This is a genomic window from Acutalibacter muris (assembly GCF_002201475.1).
In the GTDB taxonomy this organism is placed as follows: Bacteria; Bacillota; Clostridia; order Oscillospirales; family Acutalibacteraceae; genus Acutalibacter; species Acutalibacter muris.
Window position 1 is genome coordinate 234,271 of sequence record NZ_CP021422.1, and the last position, 18,142, is coordinate 252,412.

Here is an 18,142-nt window from a genome sequence, read left to right on the forward strand (position 1 = left end):
TTTTCCGCTCACCCCTTGACTCTTCCGTTAGGTAAGCGTGTACAATAAATTCAAAACCACGGAAAGGGTGTTAAAAATGACAGACGTAGTAAAAATCAGGGAGGTCACGGAGCGGTACAATATCCCCGCGCGCACACTTAGGTACTATGAGGACATGGGGCTTATCGAGAGCGCCCGGGTGGCGGATTACGCCTACCGGCTGTACGACCAGCGGGCGCTTAAACGGCTGGAGCAGATATTGATCCTCAGAAAGCCGAACATCAGCATCAAGGATATCCAGCTGATCTTCCAGGCCGCCGGGTCGGACACTGTCCTGGACGTGCTAGGAAGGAAGGTAGAGGACATCAACCACGAGGTAGCCCTGCTCCGGGACCTGCGGGACATAATCCTGGAGTTCATCGAGCAGATAAGAAAGATGGATTTCAGCAGCGACTCCGATGTGAAGCTGCTCTATGAGCGGACCGCCACGGTGGAGACCCGCATAGAGGATATCCCCTACGAGGGCAACGCCTCCAAGGTGAACCGGCTGTTTGACATCTCTGAGAAGCTCAAAAAGGCCCCGGAGGTGCGCCTTGTACAGATAAACCCCTTCAAGGCCTTTACCTCCGGCGCGGATACCATCGAAAACGTGATGGGCCCCTTTCAGGAGTGGCAGGAGGCACACAACCATCTGGTGAAGAAGATGATATACGGCGCGCCGGATTTCCTCTGGTTCGAGGAGGACAGGGCCACCTGGATATGGGCGGTGGAGGACGGTGTCACGGCAGAGGAGGTGGCCCCCTATGAGCTCATCGAGTTTGAGGGCGGGCTCTATGCCGCGGCCATGTCGGTGGACGGTGACGACGACATCGGCAACCGGGTCCACGCAGGCATCCTCAAGTGGATAGAGGACAGCGGCTTTGAGCTGGACGAGCGGCCGGGGCACAGGACCATGGGGCATATGCTGAACCCCACGGAGGAGATCAAAAGGGCGCTGGGGTATGACCAGATGGACCTGTACGTGCCGGTAAAGGTCCGGGAAAAAGGGAACGGCACGGCAGACTGAGACATATAATAAGAAAAAGGGACAGTCCATGGGTGGACTGTCCCTTTTCTTTTGCCTGGGGTGGGCTCTATCTAATAAAATAGACGGTATCAAGCCATTTTAATAATTTAGAAAGGAGCTATGCCCATGAAAACCTATGGATATATCCGTGTGTCCAGCACCGACCAGAACGAGGACCGCCAGCGCGTCGCCCTCGGCCAAAAGGATATACTGCCGCGCAACATCTATATGGACAAGCAGTCCGGCAAGGACTTCGAAAGGCCCCGGTACCGTGAGCTGGTGAAAAGGCTGAGACCAGGCGACCTGGTCTATATTCTGAGCATCGACCGGCTGGGACGCAACTACAAGGAGATACAGGAGCAGTGGCGGATCCTTACCAAAATCAAGGACGTTGACATCTGCGTGATAGATATGCCCCTGCTGGACACCAGAACCGCCAAAGACCTGATGGGGACGTTCATCGCCGACCTGGTGCTGCAAATACTCTCCTTTGTTGCGGAGAACGAGCGGGTAAACATCAAAAAGCGTCAGGAACAGGGTATCGCGGCGGCAAAGGCAAAGGGCGTGCGCTTTGGCAGGCCGGAGAAGCCGGTGCCCGAGGATTTTTCCGAGATTGTGCGCCGGTGGGAGCGGCAGGAGCTGAACATCAAGGACGTTCTCCTGCTGTGCGGCATGAGCAACGCCACGTTCTACCGCCGCCTGCGGGAGCTGCGCCTAGGAAACACCCCCAAATAATCAACGCAACCCCTATCAAATTGTGTACTTTTTGATAGTTCCTTTTATTTAAGTAATTTTACCATACAAAGCAAGATTTTGCAACATCTATTTGAGTGCATAATTACAAAGCATTTTCCTTGCAGCAGCTGCTGAGCTGTCAAATGTTGTATTTCTCAAAAAGTACACTTTATTGCACTTGGAGCGAAGGAGACACCTTTGAAAGCGATATTTATGAACCCGCAGAAAGCTATCACTCAGGCATATATTATTTTATTAATGACAGCATTCCTGTTCTTCACCGGGGCAAAAGGGTATGCGGATATAACCCTGTCAAAATTCCTCGCCTTTTCCCTATTATCCTGCACATATGTCGTCTCTATGGCTGTAGCGAGCATTGCCGCGGCCAGGGTATGTCGGCCTTTATCAGCGGTAGCTCTGTTAAAAAAACTTTCTTGGCCACAGCGGGCCGCCCTGTTGTACCTGTCTGTCACCTGGATATCTGCGTTTGCGTCCCCATATTGGCCGGAGACCGTTCTTGGGGCCAGCAGGTATGAGGGAGCGTTTACTATAACCCTGTACGTGCTATGCTTTCTACTGGTTGCGGCCTATGGGGAGGCTGACCGGCTGCTCCTGTGGGCGCTGGTTGCAGTGGTTACGTTAGAGAGTCTTCTTTGCATTGTGCAGCTTACGGGGAAAAACCCTTTCGGACTGTACCCCAAAGGATACAGTTATTTTGATGCGGGAAAGGCATATGGAGGGGAATACCTGGGCACTTTGGGGAACACTGACCTTCTGGCGGCCTTTTACTGCCTTGCCGTACCCATTCTGGCATATGGCATGGCATATATGAAAGGGGTCAAGCGCCTTGCACTCTTGGCCGCCTTTGCGCTGTCGTCCTATATCCTTGTCAGGATATCCGTTATGGCAGGTTTTGTGGGCATTGCGGCAGGCTTGCTGCTGGCGCTGCCAATGGGCTTTAGAGAGAAGCGCACGCGGCTTATATGCGCGGCAGCTCTGGCAGGTCTGCTGCTTGCGGCGCTGCTGACTCTATACATTGCCGACCCGCCCGTCGGGATGCCGCACGAAATCCACAATATACTGCATGGAGATTTTGACAGTTCCTTCGGCAGCGGGCGCATACATATATGGAAAGAAGTTGCTGCCGCTGCCGTTACCCGCCCGCTGCTGGGCTCTGGTCCCGATACCATGATAAATGGCGGGCTTGAGCCCTTTACGCGCTATGACGCGGAGCTGGGCATTAAGATAGTGGCAATGATAGACACTGCCCATAACGAATATCTCAATATCTGGTACCACCAGGGGATACTCGCGCTGGGAGCTTACATATGGCTGCTGGTACTGCTGGTGAAACGGTGGACAGCCGCCGCGCCGGCAGACGGCGCCGCATTGGCTCTTGGCGCTGGTATTATAGGCTACTGCGCGCAGGCATTCTTCGGGTTCAGTATGTGCATTACCGCGCCGTTCTTCTGGACGGCGCTGGGGCTGCTGGCCCGCAGAATTGATCCCGCCAAAGGAAAGGAGTGATAGCCACGAATTAAGTTCTTACCGGGCCCGACCCGGTAAGCCCGGGTGCCGCCCGGGGCCTGCCGGGGAAACGAAAGACACATTAAACATTTAGGAGGGTTTTAAGAATGGCAAAAAAGCTATTAGCAAGTATCCTGGCCGTGCTCATGGTCTTGTCCATGGTGCCTCTGTCGGCGCTGGCGCAGGAGGAAACGGCACAAATTGAAATACCTCAAGACGTGCCCATCGCCAGTGGTGAGGGTGACTGGTCTGAATTCGAAGATGCATCTGGCCTGACGCTGGACTATTGGCTGCCAATCTCAGGGGAGGCTCTGGACACAATAAGAAAAAACTTTGATGGCTTGACAGTTTTCGTTCCTGATTCAGACGGTCAATATCTCGTTGAGGCAGAAAACGTGACTGCAACTTTTTATCCGGCAGAAACAGATGGAAACCTCCCACCACAACCTGATAAGCTGAAAATGACCTTTAAAGGCCTCGTCAAAGAAGAAACTGTCTATTACATTGCACTAAAGATTTATAGTCAAGACGAGAACAATGCTGATGTGTTCGAAACAGCTTACGTAAAAGTAGTTGTTCCGAAGACTTCAGTCAACCTCGGTGACTATCATTATATTACCATGGATAGAAGCCAGGTTATATTGGGTGCAAAATCTCTGCCTGTGGCCACATGTGAATCGAAGCATATAATCTTAAAAACCACATGGACAAGGGATGGGAAAGAAGTAGACTGTGTGGAGGAAGGCGGTACTTACATCGCTGCCATTACCGTAACTACTGACGAAGGTTATGAACTGCCAGAGGGCACGACATTCAACTTTGGCGGTCCCTTCGAAAGTTATGAAGTTAAGGAGGGCGTTATAACCGTTGAAGTAGAAGTCGCACCCCCTACTGATATCAAAACTGCACAAATCTGTGTTTCCGGCAGTGATTTGCTCCTTCTCGACTATGAAGGTGAGGATTTGAGTAATTTTATTCGGGTCAGCCACAAGGATCCCAATGAATATGATTATATCGATGGAAAGTACTACGAAATTTCTATTACACAAGATGGTCAGCCTGCGGAACTTATAAAAGCCGGCAAATATATCGTTACAGCCACAGGCAAGCTTAGCTACACAGGAGAAATAACCGCTGAAATTACAATTCAGAAATTTGAACTTGACTTATCGAAAGAGACCTGGGATACTAAACCCAACATTGTTTATGACAGTGAGATTCATAAACCTACACTATCTTATGATGGCGGCAGATGGGTGGATATAACTTATTCCTACACAAAGGACGGTACTCAAGTAGATTCCCCCAAGGATGTTGGCACATACACCGCAACTGCCGCTGTTAGCCTTAAAGATGAATACGACTCTGACAGTGTAAACTTAACTGGCCTGACAGACGGCAAGCTCACGTTCAACTATACGATTGAACCGGCGACCATTACGAGCCTTCTTATTGCCCCGCAAAATACGGAGGCTGCAAAAATCGAAACAGGAACTGTACTGAAAGCCACCAACCTTCCTGCGGATGCGGAGGGCACATACCAGTGGACCATTAACGGAAAAGTCAAAGAGGGCGCAGCCGAAGCCACTTATACCGTTGCTGATGGTGACGCGAACATTGCGCTGACCTTTATACCTGAAGAGAACGGCAACTATGTGAGCTCCCCGGTGACAAGCAACACTGTCAATGTTGGCAGCACTGTCATCGCGGAGGGTGGTGTTAGCCTGGCCGAGGGTCAGTTTACGTACTCGGGCAAGGCGCAGGAACCCAATGTCACTGTCACTGTTGGCGAAGCTGCCTTGACCAAGGGCACTGACTTCACCGTGACCTACAGTAATAATACCAATGCCGGAACGGCAACCGTTACTGTGGTCGGCACAGGCAATTATGCCGGAACGGTTACTAAAGAGTTTACAATCGACAAGGCCACTCCATCGGTTGCGAATACATCGCTTCGTGTCGCGGTTGGGTCCACCGTGTCCGTCACCGTTGTCACGGATGACACAGCGGAGGTTTGGGTTAACAGTGAAGATCTTGACAGCGACATACGGTTCTATCATTTCCTGGATGTGAATTATTCCGGAAATGTCATTTCTTTCAAAGGAATAAAAGCCGGTACAATCACAGCAATAATTCACGCTAAGGAGAGTACAAACTATTTGGCGGGGCACATAAGACTGACCTTCAATATTACTGCGCCGTCCGGCGGCGGTTCCGGCTCAGGCGGCGGCTCGGGGAGCGTTGCGCCTCCCACACCACCCACGCCCCCCACGCCTCCGGATGTCCCCACCACACCCAGCGCTTCGGTGAAGCCCTCCGTGTCCCCTGACGGCACGGCTACCGGCAAGGTGGATAGCTCGGTCATTGACGGCCTTATCAATAAGGCTGACTCCAAAACGGAAGAGGTCGTCGTTGACGTAAATGCTCCCGGGAACGCAGATCAGGTGAATACCGAGTTGCCCGCTGCTTCGTTAAAAGATTTGGCAGACAAGACAAATGCGGATTTGACAATCTCCACGCCTGTTACAAACGTTACTCTTCCCCAGGAGGCCCTGGAGGAGCTGGGCAAGATTGACGGCACCGTTACTGTTACGGTGGCTCAAGCTGACTCCGGCACGGCGGAAGCTCCCGGCACGAAGATACAGGTTACTGTCACCAATGACGGCACACAGGTCAGAGTCGGCGTAACCGCTACTGTTCCCGGCAAGGTTATTGAGGATATGTCCTCTCGCGACAACTCCAGCGTCACTGTGTCCACCCCTGCTGCGGAAATTACTCTGCCAAATAAAACGCTAAAGGCTATGGGCGGCAAAAACGTGAACGTTACAACTTCCGTTGGTGACAACGCTGTGACTATTGATGTAAAGCGCGACAGCGCCTCTATCGGCGATATGGATATGAAAGTCTCGCTTCCCATGGACGATTCTGCAAGCGAGGGCACCGTGGCTTTTATGGTAATAGATGGCCGGGAGACCCTGCTGCCAAAGTCCGTCATGACTGACGGCAGTCTGAATGTCCTGCTGAATACAGGCAAGGCAACCATCGTTTATAAGGACAACAGCAAGCCCTTTGGTGACAGCACAAAAATACCCAGCTGGGCAAAGGCGAGCTTTGCCTCCAGCCGCGGCCTGATTGCGGGCATTGAGGACGCAAGCGGCACGGTCAACTTTGCGCCGAACAAGCCCACGACCCGCGGACAGCTGGTTGCCATGCTGCACCGCCTGGAGAGCAAGCCTAATGCGGGCAACAGCAGCTTTGATGACGTTTCTGACAGCTCTTGGTACGCGGAGGCAGCCGCCTGGGGCAAGCAGACCGGCATAGTTGCCGGTACCAGCGCGGGCTTCCAGGGCAACCGCAACATCTCCCGCCAGGAGATAGTTATGATGCTCTACCAGTATATGAACAAAGTGACGGGAGCCAAAGGTACCTCCAAGGAATACAGCGGTGTTGGCGACGCAAGCTCCGTCGGTTCCTGGGCCAGTGATGCCATGAAATGGGCCTATGGTTCCGGAATCATCTTCGGAAAACCTGCCGGTGGCAGTACCAATCTTGCTCCTAAGGATACCGCTACCAGAGCGGAAGTCTCCGCCATTCTGGAGCGCTTTGTGAAACTTATTGCCGAGTAATGGGGTTTTATAGCTAGATATAATGTGTAAAAACAGGGGTAGGGGCAGCAGCTTCCGTCCCTGTTTTTGTATTAGTTAACGTTTACTGGCGCTTGCTAAGCGTGGGTATTTATATCTTTAATTATAGAACACGTCCAGATCCGCATCGGTCATTGGGTGCTGTTTCAGCGTGAAGTGGCCATTGGTGCGGAAATCGTATATCTGCACCTCCTTTGTCTGCCGCCGAGGCCCAGCGGGACACTTGTCGAAGAAGATTACATTTGCCTTAACCCCCGGTCTTCATGGGCTCCGGGCGGACGCAACGCACCAATAGAATGGCGCATCAAAGTCAGACTTAAGCCTAAATAGGATACCACCAGTTCCGCATAGCCCGCCATCTTCTTTTTCTGTTACAGCAGCACATCGCCCCATTTCGCCACGACGACCCATAACGATATCATTATTTCTAAGTTTATACGAATCTAATTCGTTTGCTTTTTTGCAAGAAACTGTTACACTTGTCTCCGTGTCAAACGCCTCCTTCAGTACCCCCAGCCTTTCCTTTGCCATTTTCAGCTCGGCCACGCTGGCGTCCAGATGGGAGAACAGCTCCTCAATGCTGGCAACAATGCGCTCTTGCTCCGAAATGACCGGAACAGGCATTTCAATATTCAATAAGTCTCTCTTCGCAAGGCTAGGAATGGTAGTAGACTTATCCAACGCCTTAAAATTAAAGGACAGGCAAAAATAGAATAAATATTTGGATAACAGTTCTTGACCGAGAAATACACCAAAAGCTGTATCGACATTCTAAAAACGCTCATAATCCTCCCCGAACACCTCATAGAACCGCTCCTTCGGTCGAATGGGCTCAGGTCCTCCAGCTCCACACTGATGGAAGCGGCAATGTGGTCTTTGATGAGCCGCAGCCACTCCATCTGCTCATCAGTGAAGTGGAGGGCCCGGCGTTACGGCGGAAGGAGCACTGCTGGAAGTTGTAGTTGACCCGCTCGGCGAAAGGGGCCAGCGTCTCCACCGCGCCCAGCTCGAATCGGACGAGGGCACCCGGTCGACCAGTTGGGGCGCGATCCCACGCTTTACCTTGTCCGGCTGGCGGATAGCGTAGCAGTCCCACAGCCGGTCCAGCGTGATGTGCCGGACCTTCAACTTCTGTCTTTTCGACTCTGGGTATATGTAGATTGCTGTTTCAGGGCACTGATGCAAACCTCACTATATATGAATAATTATACCATATTCGCAGAGATATTTCAACCGCGCAACGAAGCCTTAGGAGGAAATTTGAATTTTAGGCACAAAATATTGTGTACAGACGGTGACGGAAATTCTTTCCGCCACGTTCTAAAACCAACAAAATGACGTTTTTATCGTGGATGGAGAATCTTTCAATCCTTACCCTGCCCATTTTTTATGGCCTTGTATATACTGTCAGAAACGCTTTTATTTCCCCCAATGATTTCGGCTTCCCAAACTCGAATAACATTTCCCAGCCCATTCGTGACAATAAATTGTTCAATGAAAGCCGAATTCGTCCATTTGATTTTCGTTTCCTTGTCTGCCTCCCTCTGATCTTGTAGGCTAAAGCAGTATTTTAGCATACTCTTCATGACCACTCGGAAATCCTCGCTGGCAAAAAGTGCGTCTAATGCTCCAGGGTAATCTTCTGCAAACTGCCCAAGTTCCCGCAAAACGCTACACTTTCCTCGCTCATATCAAGAAACTTACACACCCCAGCCAAATCCATATCAAAGCTCTTAGGCCTTGTTTGAAAAAAGGCAGGAAATCGGCTAAATCAACAAAATGGCAATGGATGCGAGATAGACAAAGGCGAGAAAAGAGGCATCGAGCTTGTCATAACGCGTGGCAATTCTGCGAAACCATTTAATTTTCTGGAAGAAACACTCAATCAAATGGCGCTCCTTGTATAGATGCCAGTCTACCGGCCAGGGCTCAGCAATATTGCTTTGAGGCGGGAGCACATAGCTGGCTCCATGCTCTGAAATGTAGTCCCGGATCGCTTGCGCTCCATAGGCACGATCTGCCAACACATGGCTGCCGCTGATTTCAATTTTATCCAACAGTTCGATCGCATGAATGGAATCGTGGTCATTTCCAGCAGACAGAAGAAATGTCACCGGATTGCCAAGGCCGTCCACTATCGCGTGTAATTTGGTATTTAGACCGCCTCTGGTACGTCCAACTGCCTTATTCTCTGTTTTTCCCCCCGCCATTGGCGCTTTCATGCACCTTGATACAAGTGGAGTCTATGCTCAGGTTTTCCATATCTGCATCCGCAGACAGCTCACGAAATACCATCTCCAGAGTGCCATCGTCACGCCATTTGGCAAAGCGGGCATACACCGACTGCCAAGGACCGTAAGCCTCCGGCAGTTCCCTCCATTGTGCACCACTTCGCGCGATCCAGAGCATTCCCTTCAGCCTCCTCCGGTTATCTTTTCGGGGCCGTCCACGTTTCCCTGTTGTTTCTGGTGGCAGCAGCCTCTTGCTTCGTTCCCATTGTTCCTTTGTCAATTCATATCGTTTCATGCTTCTATTGTCGCACGATTTATCTTTTTGTGCAACTTTTATTTTTCAAACAAGTTCTAATTCCCTCCTTTTTTGTTCATACGCAGCAATAAAAACAGCAGATATGGCGCGCCCAGTATACCGGTTATCACGCCCACCGGATAGCGGGCGGGGAAGGCATATTGTCCGCAGAGGTCGGCGGCAAGCACCAGCACCGCGCCCACAAGCGCGGAAGAAACCATGTTGCCCTTCCCTCCGCCGGTAAGGCGGTCAGCAATAGGCCCAGATAAGAACGCCACTGAGGCGATGGGCCCTGTGGAAGCTGTGGCAAAGGCTGTCAGGCACAGGGCGCACAGGATGAGCAGCAGGCGTGTCCGGCTGGGATGTGCGCCCAGGGTTTGGGCGTATTCCTCGCCCATCTGCATCACGGAGAGGTGCTGGTTCAGCAGCATAATCCCGCCGCCAGCAATGGCCAGCACCCCGATGAGCAGGGGCACATTTTCCATTTTGACCCCATTCAGGCTCCCACTGAGCCACCGCATGGCGCTGGGTACATCGTACTCCGAGGCTTTCAGCAGGGTCCAAGAGATGACCGCGTTGAGGAACGCCTGCATCCCGATGCCCACTAAAATCAACCGTCCGTTGGAGAAACCCGCACCCTGGGAAAAGAACCAGATTGCTCCTGCCACCACGATGCCAGAAACCACGGCGGAAACAGACACCAGCGCACCGCTCCAGCCCAATACCAAAATGGCGAACACCGCCGCTACGCTGGCCCCGGAGGTTACGCCGATTATATCCGGGCTGGCCAGGGGATTTCGTAGCAGCTTCTGGAAGGTGTTGCCTGCCATGCCAAAGCACAGCCCGGCCAGCAGTCCCGTAAGCACCCGGGGCAGGCGCAGGGTCTTGATGGTGAAAGTCGCGCCCTTGACCGATTCACCGTTCAGGACGCGGAAGATGGTCTGGGGGCTGTAGAAGGTCTGACCGAAAACCATGCCGAAGCAGACCAGCCCCGCCGCCAGCACAGCCAGCGCCGCGCACACAGCAATATAGCGCCTGCGTCTTTTTTGAAAACCCAAAAAGATAGGGGTCTGCTGATTATTCATAGGGCACGCACCTTGACCTTTCTCACAATGAAGATGAACACCGGCGCGCCCAGCAGGGCCGTAATAATGCCCACTTCAACCTCCCCGGCACCGCCCAGCACACGGCCCAGCACATCGGCGGCCAGCAGCAAGCCTCCGCCGCCCAAGGCTGACATAGGCATTACCCAGCGCATATCCGGCCCAAGGAGCAGCCGCATAAAGTGGGGCACCATCAGCCCAACAAAGCCGATCGGCCCTGCCAGCGCCGTGACAGACGCACACAACAGCACACCGGTCAAAGCGCTTGTACCCCGCACCAGAGCCACATTCAGGCCCAGGCCTGTGGCGACCTCGTCCCCCAGGGCCAGGGTGTTCAGTGCCGGGGCCAGTAGCAGGCTGGCTATGAACCCCACGGCCAGGTAGGGCCACTGGGCGGCAATGTCTTCCCAAGTCACCCCGCCAATGCTGCCCGTTTGCCAGAAACGGAAGCGATCCATCACCTGGGTGTCAGGCAGCATTACCGTATTCACCAGGGACTGAAGTGCCGTGCTTGCCGCCGCCCCGGCTAAGGCAAGTTTAATGGGCGTAGCCCCGCCATGGCCTAAGGATGCCAGCCCGTAAACAGCAACGGCGGTCAGCGCGGCCCCGGCAAAGGCCAACCAGATGTATTGACTGTTGCTGCTGATGTGGAAAAACGCCATGCCGCTGACCACAAATAGAGAGGCCCCGGTGTTAATACCTAAAATACTGGGGTCAGCAATAGGGTTGCGGGTAAGGGCCTGCATCAGTGCGCCGGAGATGCCCAGGGCCGCCCCGGCGATCACCCCGAAAAGTGTGCGGGGGATGCGGGCCTGTACCACGCTGACCTCAAACTCCGGGCCGCTGCCCAGCCCCAACGCCGCAAATATACTGTGGAGGCTGACGGGCTTGGCTCCATATGATACGGAGGCCACAGCGCACAGAATCAGGAAAACCAGCAGGGACAGCAGGCATAATGTGCGCCTCCTGATCATTTCACTGCCTCAGCTGCATCGTTCAGCAGTTTCAGATAGGTATCGATATTGTAGGGGATGGACAACACACTGGGAGAGGCCCCGCCCGCAAGAGCGGAGGTGTCGTCAATAAAGGCCACCGCGCCGTTTTTGATTGCGGGGATCTGGTTCATTAAGGCGTCGGCCTGGATCGTTTCCAGGTTGGCGGCATCGCCGTAGACTACGATCATTTCCACATCGCTGAGCTGGTCTGCGTTTTCTCGACTGACATTTATGTAGAAATCGCTGGTAGTTTGGGCTAACTCACGGATGCTGTCCGGCAGTTCCAAGCCGAAATCGTTCAAGTAGTCGGCCCGGGAATCACCGGGAAGGTAGATAGAGAAGGTGCTCAGGTCATCAGGACTGATCCAGCAGAAGATGGCTTTTTTACCCGCCAGGGCCGGATATTCGGCCGCTTTCTCCGCAATCAGCTTTTCCGTGTCCTCTACCAACTTTTTCCCTTCTTCTTCCATGCCAATGGCCTTGGAGGCAATGAGGGCAGAATCACGCCAACTGACTTGCCAAGGTTTTTCCGGGTAGGCCACAGTGGGGGCAATCTCGCTTAAGGTGTCATATTCCTCTTGGGTCATGCCTGAGTTCACAGCTAAGATCAAATCAGGCTCGGCATCGCTGATGGCCTCAAAATCAAAGCCGTCTGTGTCGTTGAAAACATGGGGGCTGTCTACGCCCAGGGACTGGAAAGCCTCGTCTGTCCAGGGATGAATTTTGTGCTCGGTGACAAGACCGTAGTTGGCTTCTGACACACCTACCGGGGTCACGCCCAGGGCCAGCGGCGCGGCGGAGTTTTCCCATGCGATGCTGACAACACGCTGAGGTTTGGACTCAATCACGGTCTCGCCATAGATGTGTGAAACCGTGATGGGGTATGCGACGCTTTCGGACTGCCCCTCGGAAGAAGCTGTAGAGGCTGGCTCACTGGAGTTTGTTTCTGGAGTGGAGCTGCATCCAGTGAGGATGGCGGAGCAGAGAATCAGTACGGTCAGAAGAATGGGGATAAGTTTTCTCATGGTGGACGTCTCCTTTAGATATAATTTGATTAGCAGAAACTAACCTCACGATGCAATCCGCATTGAACCTCTATTAACACCTAACATCAAGTTAGCTGCGACTAATCTAAGCGAAATTATATCATCAGTTGCCGGTATTGTCAATGCAGGCCTCAATGAATTTGAAACTTTGTAGAAACACGATAGATGGCACGATAAACCATACTTTGATTTGTAGGTTCTGAACATCGGACATTCTGGGCTTGCAAAACGCACCCATCAAAGGCGGAACCGGCCTGCCGCGTGAACGGCTTCAAGGCCGGCTCCATCTATATTTACTCCCTTATTTCCCTGCTAAGACCAGTGCTCCGCCCAGCGCTTTGCACTGGGCCAGGGCGTCTTCGTCTGGCGCTTCGTTGCAGATGACCGGCTCGCAGGCCAATATAGCGCCGTTTGATTTGCAGGTATCGGTCCAGGTGCGCATCCACTCCCCATCCCCCCAGCCGTAGGAGCCGAACAGGGCGATGGGTTTGTCCTTCAGCTCCGGCTCACAGGCGGCGAACATGGGCGCGAACTCGCTCTCTTCCAACTCCTCTGATCCCATGGATAGACAGCCGAAAGCGATGGTGTTAAAAGCGCCTGCCATGTCAACGTCAAATTTCCCAGCAGTGAACAGTGCGGCCTCGCCGCCCTGGGCCTGCACTCCCTCAACAACAGCCTGGGCCATAGCCTCGGTGTTGCCGGTGCCACTCCAATAAACTACTGCGATTTTACTCATATCAACACGACCTTTCCTATAAAATATTGAAAATCTCATATCAAATCAGCCACCGTAAGCTGTTCGATAGACCTTCCCTGCGCCAAAAGGCGGCAATAGGTCGAGGTGCACTTCCTGTGCTTGGCAAACACTTTCTGGGCCGCCTCCACGTCACCGTAGACCTTCCAGCAGCCGCAACACTTGCAGGCCGCCGCCCCCTGCTCGATGAAACCCCGCACGTCTTCCGGAGGATATCCGATAAACAGGCCAATCTCATGGGGGAAAGCATCTCCCTCCCCAAGACGCGCTGTCAGATGCGCTATACACAGGCTTGGGTGCCCGGCAGGGTATCCCCGGCCCAGAAGGAGCTCCTGGGCCGCGCCGCAATCCAAATCCCGGCACAAGCGGCTGGGGCGGTAGACGTAGACCAGCCCCCGGCCCCTGCTGAACCGAAGGGGCAGCACCCGCAGCCCCTTCCGTCCAAGCAGGAGGTTCCACTGCCGAAGCTGTCTGTGCATTTCCTCCCGGCTGGAGTAGGGACAGGAGAGGAGGCTACCGGTTTTCAGCCCCGCCAGGGTGGGGGAGCAATAGCGTACCAGGGAATCAGCCGACATTACATGACCTCCTTTGGGTTAGTTGCAACTAATCAAGTGGCAAACAAATTGCCGGTTCAAGCAGTTATATATAACTAACCGGCAATTAAACTATATCATAAGCCAGGAGGTTTGTCAAGCGCTTTGAGAAGAAATATCGGCTTGATTTTAACAGGACAGGCGCGAGTCAGCAGGGAGAGTATTACTCTACCGCTTCCATCCATACCGCTCTGGCAGCACCCACTACAGCGTGATCCTTTTCCCGCACAAGGATGCTCTTAGGAATAGCGGGCAGCCACTTCTTGCTGAACATGGTACTGCCAAAAAATGCGTCAAAGTTTGTGACCGGCAACACGACCCACTCCGAATCCTCCTGCTTGTTCGCTAGGTAATACGCCACCAAAATACGGATAACCTCTAACGGCACCTTCACAGGCCGGAGCTCTTCAATTCGCTTGAGAACACCGTCCGGCAAATCAATGCTGTTGTTTCGCAACGACCCCAATTCCAATACATCTGCCAACACATCATCAAACCTCAGAATCCACGCGCCGCTCGTACCCTGTGAGAAAATCGGTACTTGAAACTGCACAACCTTCTTTCGCCAAGCCGCATCAAATTCTTTATCGATGACATCTGCCTTGCCATATGCCGTCTTGCTAATTTTGTCAGGCTTATCCTTCATAAACCGCGCGATGTTGTGAACATGACGGCAGAACCAACCAACACCATTCTCGTCCACCAACTCAGGAAACTCCCCATGCAGCTCCTTAAAATCGCTTTTGAACTGCCAGTCCTCTTTAGGGCTGGCTTTCTTTTTGTCCGGGACGCTACACCACGCGCAGAGTGCCTGGCGGGCATAGTCAATCTTGTCTCGGGGATTTTCGTCTGGATCTGCAAACAGATATCCCCTGGCAAGAATCGTCAGGACGCGAGCCAGACCGTTGAAATTAAGAATCATATCCAAGGTGAAACGCCCCATATAAGTCGTGTCGCGTTTGCTGGTTGCCCTATAAATTGGCAGTTCAGTATAAGCACGAAACTCTTCAATCTCATTCAGCATGAGACTCCTCCTTGAGAACATTCTCCTCGATATGGTCGATGAGCAAATCCCATAACAAATCGCGCTTTCCCAGCGCAACCACGTACCGCACAGCCAATCGTGGTTTCTCGATTATGTCCAAAATCTCTCTGCACTTATCCGCAACTATCTCCCTGTAATCATGCCGCAAAGGCTGCTCGAGATAAGCGTTCATCATCTGATGAAAACTGTCCGAATCCGTATTACGCAGATATTTCTTCCTGTCTGTCGATCGGTTCTCATCGTCAATATCACAAATCAAATCACCCAGAATGCGGTAACCACCATACCTGAAATCCGCAAACAGTTCATGGTAATTCTCAAGCTCCGGCAGATAACTTTCCAGAAAATCAAATCGGGACTCACCGTCCATAAAATGCCATTTGCTATCTGCAATGACCGCGCGAATCTCAGCGATTCTCTCCGCGGAAATATCCTGGAAAGCCGCATATAGCTCGTCCGAATCGTAGGTATCCTCCTGCCCCCGACTGAACAAAATTCTCTCAATATCGTTCTTTCTCTGCTTGTTCTGAACGGGTACTCGGCAAGCGCGTATGCGGGATAGGCAGGCCTCGTAGTCACTCAAAAAGGCCGATACAGAAGAAAGAATATGTGGGTCGAGCTTTTCTGTCCAACCCGGCTCCCGTGCAAAATCAAAAAGCTCGCTGTCCTTTGCAGGCTTGGGTTTGAGTTTCGGTGTGTTTCTTCTCAACTGATACGCCAAATAAGGTAGCCGCTCCAAATTGGAATCCACCTTACTCCAATCTGTTTTTTCAAAAAACTCCTTGCGCTTTTCCCGGAAGGTAGGCTCATACCACTTCCCTCGAACCTCCGCCGACTCCAACAATTTTTTATACTGCAAAAACAAACTTCGATTCACAACTTTCTTGTTCAGATACTCCGACAAATCCGGCTTAACGCCGCTCTTAGCAGAGTCAATTTCAAGCCCAGTAAGGATAGCCAGAATCTCTGTTTCTTCCCTGCAGCGTTGCTGCAACTCCGAATCGGAGTTTTCATTATATGCAATGACACTTCTATCTAAAGCGGCGTTTGAAATCTGTCCGACCCGTGAGGAAAAGGTATTGCGTACCGTTTCAAACCGGGCATACCAGTCGTTGGCATCACGAATCTGCGGCTCAACGGTGGGTATTTTCAAAAGAGGTATATTGCCATTGGTCTGTCTGGTAATGTCAGAGCTGTAATCTTGGTAGTTGCGTTTTACGCAGGTGTTCAGAATTGGATCGGAGATGGTCTTTATCATGTCACCATCGAAGTCGGCGCCACCCAAACGCTCAGCTGTCAACGTGTGAGAATCCACCATCACCACATCAGTGAGATGACCCAAATAATGCTTGCGCATCTGCTCCACATCGGTGTAACAATTTAGCTGAATTTCCTCGTTGCGGGCAATATGTGGATTACGGAGCAGAGTACATTCACGGCCATGTTCATAAGCTGCCTTCGGTGCATAGAAAGAATTATTTGCAAATTGATTGCCGATTGCCACCGCTAAGAAAGTTCGTTTTGCTTTATCTTTTGGGGTTCGTTTTGGGAGCAATGAAGTAAGAAGCTCCAGTAAATCACCAGATAAAAACCGATTATCTCCAGCAACTATAAGCTGTCCAATCGCATATTGATTCAGAACCTTCTCCGCCTTTGAATCCAACTCCTTTGTATACACAGGCTCGTTTATGAACAGGGAGTTCTTCTTCAAAACCCTCGCCATGTAATACGCCTTGCTTTTCTTTGAAAACCACCTGCGCTCCAACGCCGACAGAAAATATTGTTTGCGGAAATCATCGTCCGAACAGTAACTATAGTAAGTTAATTCGGCTTCTTTTGTCAGCCAGTGACGCTTATCATTTGCAGGAGAATCATCCCACCACAGCGGCAAATCATTGGGACGAAACTCGTCAGCGGTCATGGAAACCGTGTTCAGAAACTGGTAGTTCAGGGTGGTGAACCTCTCTGGCTTTTCTTTGCTAGTCTGCGTGATGTAAAGCGCATGGCGGCGCTTCCGAAACGCTTTCCAGTAATCGTTCCAAGTCATATTATTTTCAGTCAGCCAACCGAACCCCTTAAACATCGACTTCGTCAGAATAATATTCACGTCACGCACATTATGCTCCACGCCCCATATGTCGGTAATCGTTTGACAGCCGCCGCTGGTGAGAAAATCTTTGAAGTCTACCTGATGGAGCATCCCCTTGACGTATGGCAGGCGGATCTGAAAAGACGTGTGGATATGCCTGCCACAGTACGCCTTGTCAACTTCCCTAGCGTACTCTTTTGAAATCAGCCCCTCGCCGTCAAAACAGGTGACCGTAATCTTTTCCTTGCGCTCGACCCGATGATATTTGCGGACGTTTCCTATACTCCCATCGTCCTCAACCGTGATGACAGGAACGCTCTGCACAACGGCTTCTTCGTTATCAATCACGATAACCCTGTGCGGCCTGTCAATTTCTATTCCGTCGATTCGAGTACCGCCGGACAGCATCAGCCCATTATAGGCATACAGCTTGCTCAACTGGCACGGCCCAATTTCCATATCCAGCATGATCCCCTGGCGCAGCGGCTCGTAAAAGTCTTCCCGGACGAAAGAAAGCTGTGACTTGCGGCTCATGCTGTTGGAGCGCTCGAATGCCACATATCTGTGTGGGCCAGCGCCAAAGTCTAGCGTGATACCCTCGGGGCGGAACATACTCTCCGCTTTCTTCTGGCGGATGGCGTGGCGGTTCTGCGCGGCATTGCGGTCGAAGATGTTGCTAAAATCCACGTAGCAGATCACGTCCGACAGGTCGCTGACCAATGTATCTTCCGTTGGCATCTGGTAGCTGTCCTCATGCAGTACGCACATAGCCTGGAAGAACAGCGCACAGTCCTGCTGCTCATGGAGCGAGGCTTGCACCTTGCATTTCTCCGTAGCCTTCACATTCAGCGCAAAGGTATAGTAACCCTCGGCACCTTCCTGCGCGTAGGCCATGAGCGCCGCTGCGGACATGGTAAAAATTCTGTACCTGACTTGTGCCACTGCCTTCACCTCTTCCACATTATATCAAAATTTCTTTCGGTTTGCAATATGAATACTGCTCCCACTTTTTCAAGCTGGGAGCGTTTCTATTTTACTGA

General features: G+C 52.1%; 14 protein-coding genes and 1 pseudogene. 4 read left to right on the plus strand and 11 right to left on the minus strand.

Annotated elements, in window-relative coordinates; translation table 11 throughout:
• The first annotated feature begins 76 nt into the window (after window positions 1-76).
• The 4 genes from ADH66_RS01210 to ADH66_RS01225 all read left to right on the plus strand — a co-directional run bounded on the left by ADH66_RS01210 (window position 77) and on the right by ADH66_RS01225 (window position 6,933).
• Window positions 77-1,045: a MerR family transcriptional regulator gene (locus ADH66_RS01210; protein WP_066536736.1), complete on the plus strand. Its 969-nt coding sequence runs from the start codon at window positions 77-79 to the stop codon at window positions 1,043-1,045.
• A gap of 120 nt (window positions 1,046-1,165) precedes the next feature.
• The gene (locus ADH66_RS01215; RefSeq protein WP_084384304.1) at window positions 1,166-1,780 is read left to right on the plus strand and encodes a recombinase family protein; all 615 of its coding nucleotides are present in this window, start codon (window positions 1,166-1,168) and stop codon (window positions 1,778-1,780) included.
• Between the two features lie 258 nt (window positions 1,781-2,038).
• Window positions 2,039-3,307 (plus strand): O-antigen ligase family protein, encoded by a 1,269-nt coding sequence (locus tag ADH66_RS01220; protein WP_207653021.1) that lies wholly within the window; start codon window positions 2,039-2,041, stop codon window positions 3,305-3,307.
• A gap of 107 nt (window positions 3,308-3,414) precedes the next feature.
• Window positions 3,415-6,933, plus strand: coding sequence for an S-layer homology domain-containing protein (locus tag ADH66_RS01225; RefSeq protein ID WP_066536727.1), 3,519 nt, complete (start codon window positions 3,415-3,417; stop codon window positions 6,931-6,933).
• 279 nt (window positions 6,934-7,212) lie between these two features.
• Here the strand turns inward: ADH66_RS01225 and ADH66_RS20465 are convergent, their stop codons facing one another.
• The 11 genes and pseudogenes from ADH66_RS20465 to ADH66_RS01280 all read right to left on the minus strand — a co-directional run bounded on the left by ADH66_RS20465 (window position 7,213) and on the right by ADH66_RS01280 (window position 18,062).
• Entirely contained in the window at window positions 7,213-7,683 is a 471-nt protein-coding gene (locus ADH66_RS20465) for a restriction endonuclease subunit S (RefSeq protein ID WP_201448094.1), read from the minus strand.
• Entirely contained in the window at window positions 7,584-7,850 is a 267-nt protein-coding gene (locus tag ADH66_RS20760) for a hypothetical protein (RefSeq protein ID WP_084384302.1), read from the minus strand. The genes ADH66_RS20465 and ADH66_RS20760 overlap by 100 nt, the downstream gene beginning before the upstream one ends.
• Before the next feature lie 465 nt (window positions 7,851-8,315).
• Window positions 8,316-8,618, minus strand: a complete 303-nt coding sequence (locus ADH66_RS01240; protein WP_066536723.1) for a hypothetical protein — start codon at window positions 8,616-8,618, stop codon at window positions 8,316-8,318.
• Window positions 8,619-8,717: 99 nt separating this feature from the next.
• Window positions 8,718-9,477 (minus strand): annotated as a pseudogene (locus ADH66_RS01245) (IS5 family transposase).
• 56 nt (window positions 9,478-9,533) lie between these two features.
• Entirely contained in the window at window positions 9,534-10,562 is a 1,029-nt protein-coding gene (locus ADH66_RS01250; RefSeq protein WP_066536716.1) for a FecCD family ABC transporter permease, read from the minus strand.
• Entirely contained in the window at window positions 10,559-11,554 is a 996-nt protein-coding gene (locus ADH66_RS01255; RefSeq protein WP_066536714.1) for a FecCD family ABC transporter permease, read from the minus strand. The genes ADH66_RS01250 and ADH66_RS01255 overlap by 4 nt, the downstream gene beginning before the upstream one ends.
• A complete protein-coding gene (locus ADH66_RS01260; protein ID WP_066536711.1) occupies window positions 11,551-12,600 on the minus strand; it encodes an iron-siderophore ABC transporter substrate-binding protein in 1,050 nt (349 codons plus the stop codon). Before ADH66_RS01260 ends, ADH66_RS01255 begins: the two co-directional genes overlap by 4 nt.
• A gap of 322 nt (window positions 12,601-12,922) precedes the next feature.
• Window positions 12,923-13,357 carry a flavodoxin gene (locus tag ADH66_RS01265; RefSeq protein ID WP_066536708.1) on the minus strand — a complete coding sequence of 145 codons (435 nt, stop codon included), beginning with the start codon at window positions 13,355-13,357 and terminating at the stop codon, window positions 12,923-12,925.
• Between the two features lie 35 nt (window positions 13,358-13,392).
• Window positions 13,393-13,950, minus strand: coding sequence for a DUF3793 family protein (locus tag ADH66_RS01270; RefSeq protein ID WP_066536705.1), 558 nt, complete (start codon window positions 13,948-13,950; stop codon window positions 13,393-13,395).
• Between the two features lie 181 nt (window positions 13,951-14,131).
• A complete protein-coding gene (locus tag ADH66_RS01275) occupies window positions 14,132-14,992 on the minus strand; it encodes a hypothetical protein (protein ID WP_066541723.1) in 861 nt (286 codons plus the stop codon).
• Window positions 14,982-18,062, minus strand: coding sequence for an RNA dependent RNA polymerase (locus tag ADH66_RS01280; protein WP_236757103.1), 3,081 nt, complete (start codon window positions 18,060-18,062; stop codon window positions 14,982-14,984). The genes ADH66_RS01275 and ADH66_RS01280 overlap by 11 nt, the downstream gene beginning before the upstream one ends.
• Between the last annotated feature and the right edge of the window lie 80 nt (window positions 18,063-18,142).

What these genes read in the sequence shown, in the direction of transcription:
- ADH66_RS01210 (WP_066536736.1), top strand. Translation starts at nt 77, where the DNA reads ATGACAGACGTAGTAAAAATCAGGGAGGTCACGGAGCGGTACAATATC.
- ADH66_RS01215 (WP_084384304.1), top strand. Translation starts at nt 1,166, where the DNA reads ATGCCCATGAAAACCTATGGATATATCCGTGTGTCCAGCACCGACCAG.
- ADH66_RS01220 (WP_207653021.1), top strand. Translation starts at nt 2,039, where the DNA reads ATGACAGCATTCCTGTTCTTCACCGGGGCAAAAGGGTATGCGGATATA.
- ADH66_RS01225 (WP_066536727.1), top strand. Translation starts at nt 3,415, where the DNA reads ATGGCAAAAAAGCTATTAGCAAGTATCCTGGCCGTGCTCATGGTCTTG.
- ADH66_RS20760 (WP_084384302.1), bottom strand. Translation starts at nt 7,850, where the DNA reads ATGGAGTGGCTGCGGCTCATCAAAGACCACATTGCCGCTTCCATCAGT.
- ADH66_RS01250 (WP_066536716.1), bottom strand. Translation starts at nt 10,562, where the DNA reads ATGAATAATCAGCAGACCCCTATCTTTTTGGGTTTTCAAAAAAGACGC.
- ADH66_RS01255 (WP_066536714.1), bottom strand. Translation starts at nt 11,554, where the DNA reads ATGATCAGGAGGCGCACATTATGCCTGCTGTCCCTGCTGGTTTTCCTG.
- ADH66_RS01260 (WP_066536711.1), bottom strand. Translation starts at nt 12,600, where the DNA reads ATGAGAAAACTTATCCCCATTCTTCTGACCGTACTGATTCTCTGCTCC.
- ADH66_RS01265 (WP_066536708.1), bottom strand. Translation starts at nt 13,357, where the DNA reads ATGAGTAAAATCGCAGTAGTTTATTGGAGTGGCACCGGCAACACCGAG.
- ADH66_RS01270 (WP_066536705.1), bottom strand. Translation starts at nt 13,950, where the DNA reads ATGTCGGCTGATTCCCTGGTACGCTATTGCTCCCCCACCCTGGCGGGG.
- ADH66_RS01275 (WP_066541723.1), bottom strand. Translation starts at nt 14,992, where the DNA reads ATGCTGAATGAGATTGAAGAGTTTCGTGCTTATACTGAACTGCCAATT.